This window comes from Okeania sp. SIO2B9, from assembly GCF_010672505.1.
GTDB classification, from domain to species: Bacteria; Cyanobacteriota; Cyanobacteriia; order Cyanobacteriales; family Microcoleaceae; genus Okeania; species Okeania hirsuta.
This window is the reverse complement of record NZ_JAAHGK010000941.1, coordinates 1-3,077: the sequence shown is the minus strand read 5'-3', so window position 1 is coordinate 3,077 and position 3,077 is coordinate 1. Positions and strand designations below refer to the sequence as shown.

Annotated in this window: 2 protein-coding genes; both read right to left on the bottom strand. The window is 34.9% G+C overall.

Features of this window, described 5'->3' with window-relative positions; all coding sequences use genetic code 11:
- Positions 1-276: 276 nt before the first annotated feature.
- On the bottom strand, positions 277-1,692 hold the full coding sequence (locus F6K13_RS25740) for a pentapeptide repeat-containing protein (protein ID WP_124144090.1): 1,416 nt from the start codon (positions 1,690-1,692) through the stop codon (positions 277-279).
- Positions 1,693-2,465: 773 nt separating this feature from the next.
- Complete coding sequence (locus F6K13_RS25735; RefSeq protein WP_287288821.1) at positions 2,466-3,074, bottom strand: EAL domain-containing protein; 609 nt, start codon at positions 3,072-3,074, stop codon at positions 2,466-2,468.
- Between the last annotated feature and the right edge of the window lie 3 nt (positions 3,075-3,077).

Genomic DNA, 3,077 nt, shown 5'->3' with positions numbered 1-3,077 from the left:
GGAGTAGGGAGCAGGGAGTAGGGAGAAATAATTGATGAGTAAGAGTGGGATAATTGATTTTATTTTTTATTATTGGAGATGTCTAAAGATTATAAGTACCTGTGCAAAATTAATTTAACATTGGTCAGTAGGAAGCTCTGAAAAGGGAATAGGGAATAGTAAAATTTCAACGCTTAAAGATTTAAAGGGAGAAGGTTTTTGATCACGAATTATCCCTGTTCCCTACTCCCTAAATTTCTGATTGTGGTTATTCAAAGAGAGATGATATCGGAGGACTCACTTTGTATCAATAATTGAAGGTTGAACAATGCTATCATTTGATTTTCCTTCCAAAAAATTAGGACCCATCAGATGAACGCCATTATGATTAATATTAGTTACTTTCGTGCCATAACTACGAAGATTTTGATTCTTTGTTTTATGACTTGCTCTTTGCAATTTCTCTTGAGTTTCTTTGTCTAATTTAGTGTTTTGATCTATGAATGTACCAGTTAAGTCAGCATCACTTATATCAGCACACCACAATTGTGCAGCACAAAGATTTGCATGACTGAGATTAGTATTATTTAACCCTGCATGAGACAAGTTAGCATTAGTTAGGTTAGCATTACTTAAATCTGCATCACTGAGAATAACTCCACTGAGGTTAGCGTGAGTTAGGTTTGCACCACTGAGGTTAGCATTACTTAAATCTGCATCTGTGAGATTCGCAGACGAAAGATTAACACCACTGAGGTTAGCTGAGGATAAATCTACTCCACTGAGGTTAGCACCAGACAAATCAACTTGACCAAGTTCAGCATGATTCAAATTTGCATAGGCTAGATTAGCAACTGCCAAATCTGCACCTATTAAATTAGCGTTGCTGAGGTTAACATCTGTAAGATTGGCATTATTTAAACAAGCACCACCCAAGTTAATACCACTGAGGTTAGCATCTATTAGTTTTGCATTTTTGAGATAAATACCACTGAAATCTGCATCTGTTAGCACTGCACCTTGAAAATTGACAGGATTCAAATCAAGTCGCTTTTGTACTGAAGTAATAGCTGTTTCAATTTTACCAAAAAACTCTGGTTGAGGCAGACTCTCAACACGATTATTCAAAATTTGCAGATTTCTACTAATATGACCAAATTTACTTTCTAAGGGTGCTATGGCAGCAGCTCTATCTTGTAACTCCTCAATGGCTGAAACTGCCCAAGGTAAGCGTTGACTGATTATTTCTTTCTGCTGACGTTCTAATGGTTCTAAACGTTGAATGAGTTGTTGTAGTTCAGTTGGTATTGACTCTATAGCTTCTTGTAATTTATGCCTTTGTTGCTGAGTTTGCTGCTCTAAGGTTTCCCTTTCAGCTACTAATTTTTGATTCAGCTGTTCTGTTATTACTTCTAATTTCTTTTCTTGGTCCTCAGTTTGAAGATTCAGTTTTTCTTGCAACTTAAATGTCTGACTATCAACTCTATCCACATCTTCTAAGAAGGTTTTCTGAATATCTGTAAGCGCCACTCTTTGTTCTTGTTGTTGCAATTTATCTAGCCGCTTTCTATTAGCTACACTTGCAGACAAGGCCAAAGTCAAAGGTGCTGCTGTGTATATTGCCTGTCCAGAAGTAACTGAAGCAATGGTTCCTAAAACTGAACCTGCTAGGCAGACATATTCACTTATATCTAACCAATGTTGCTTACTCATAGTATTTTTTCCTTATTCTCATTTTTATACTACTTTTTTTCTAATTTAGCTAAAGTCTAAAAGACTACTTTCATCCTTCAAACCCTCGTCCCCTGAGAACTATGCTTTAATTTTCTATTTTTTGGAAGAGGTGCTTATATTGGTAATTCAATAGCAGAAATCTTGATAAAATACAATAGTTAGGCTTTACTGAAAAAGTATTTTGGTGAAAGTAGAAGTCAAGATTCAGGTGTTAAGAAGTTAGCAATCGGAATTTATAAGCCAGTATACATGATAATTACAGAGTATTTAGAAGGAAAAGTTATCGGAATTTTTTTCGCCTTTGTCTGTTGAATATCTTCACATTTTGAGCTTTTCGCCTCTATAAGCTTGCACTTTTTGTTGTGAAAAAAGGCTAAAGCATCTACATATCAAGGTTTTAGACTTAATCAACAAGCTCTGGTTAAAGTGTTCGTGTCACAATTATTGCAATAAGTAGTATTTATTGTTATACTTTACCTTAAGTATATTGAAGCAATTCATTCTGACTCCTGACTCTTAAGAAATAGGCTAACTATTTGTAGCAAACATTTATCAAATTGGTATTAAACGTATTTGATATTATATCAAATCCGCTGCCATTCGGTCTAAAAAAATGTTCCACCTGATTCGGTCTTCGGGTCGGACGGCAGCCAAAAGCACATACCGCGGGCTAATATTCCAAATGGGTTCTATAAATAAATTCCTTTGAACACCAAACTGAAAAACTAATTTTTATCATTCTTGAATAGTTCTTAAACAGAAAACAAAAGTGCGCTGGGTTTGTCAAGATAAAAGCCTTGACCATAATCTATTCCTAAACTATTGACTTTGTTGAGAATTGACTCTGTTTCTATATATTCAGCTATTACTTTTAAATTCATTGCCCTGCCAATATGATGAATACCTTCTACTATTGCTTGAGTGACAGTATCTTTTTCCATCTTCTTAATAAACATCCCGTTAATCTTGAGATAATCTACTGGCAAGTTTGTGAGATCAGAAAAAGAAGACATTCCTTTGCCAAAATCATCTAAAGCAAAACTACAACCAACTTGTTTGAGAGACTGAATAAATTTTGCTGCTTTATCTAAATTAGTAATAGCTATGGTCTCAGTAATCTCAAAACAAATTTTTTGGGGAGGCACTTCAAAACAGGCAAATTGATGTTCGATAAATTCTAAAAAATGGCTATCGTTGATGCTAGCACCAGAAAGATTAACAGTAAAAATACAATCTCGGTGTGAATTATCAATTTTATGCAAAGACATGAAATATAGTAGATTTTTTACGACCCAACGGTCAATTATTGGCATTAGATGATAGCGCTCCGCTACTGGTAGGAAAGTAGCTGGTGAAACAATTTA

What these genes read in the sequence shown, in the direction of transcription:
- F6K13_RS25740 (WP_124144090.1), bottom strand. Translation starts at nt 1,692, where the DNA reads ATGAGTAAGCAACATTGGTTAGATATAAGTGAATATGTCTGCCTAGCA.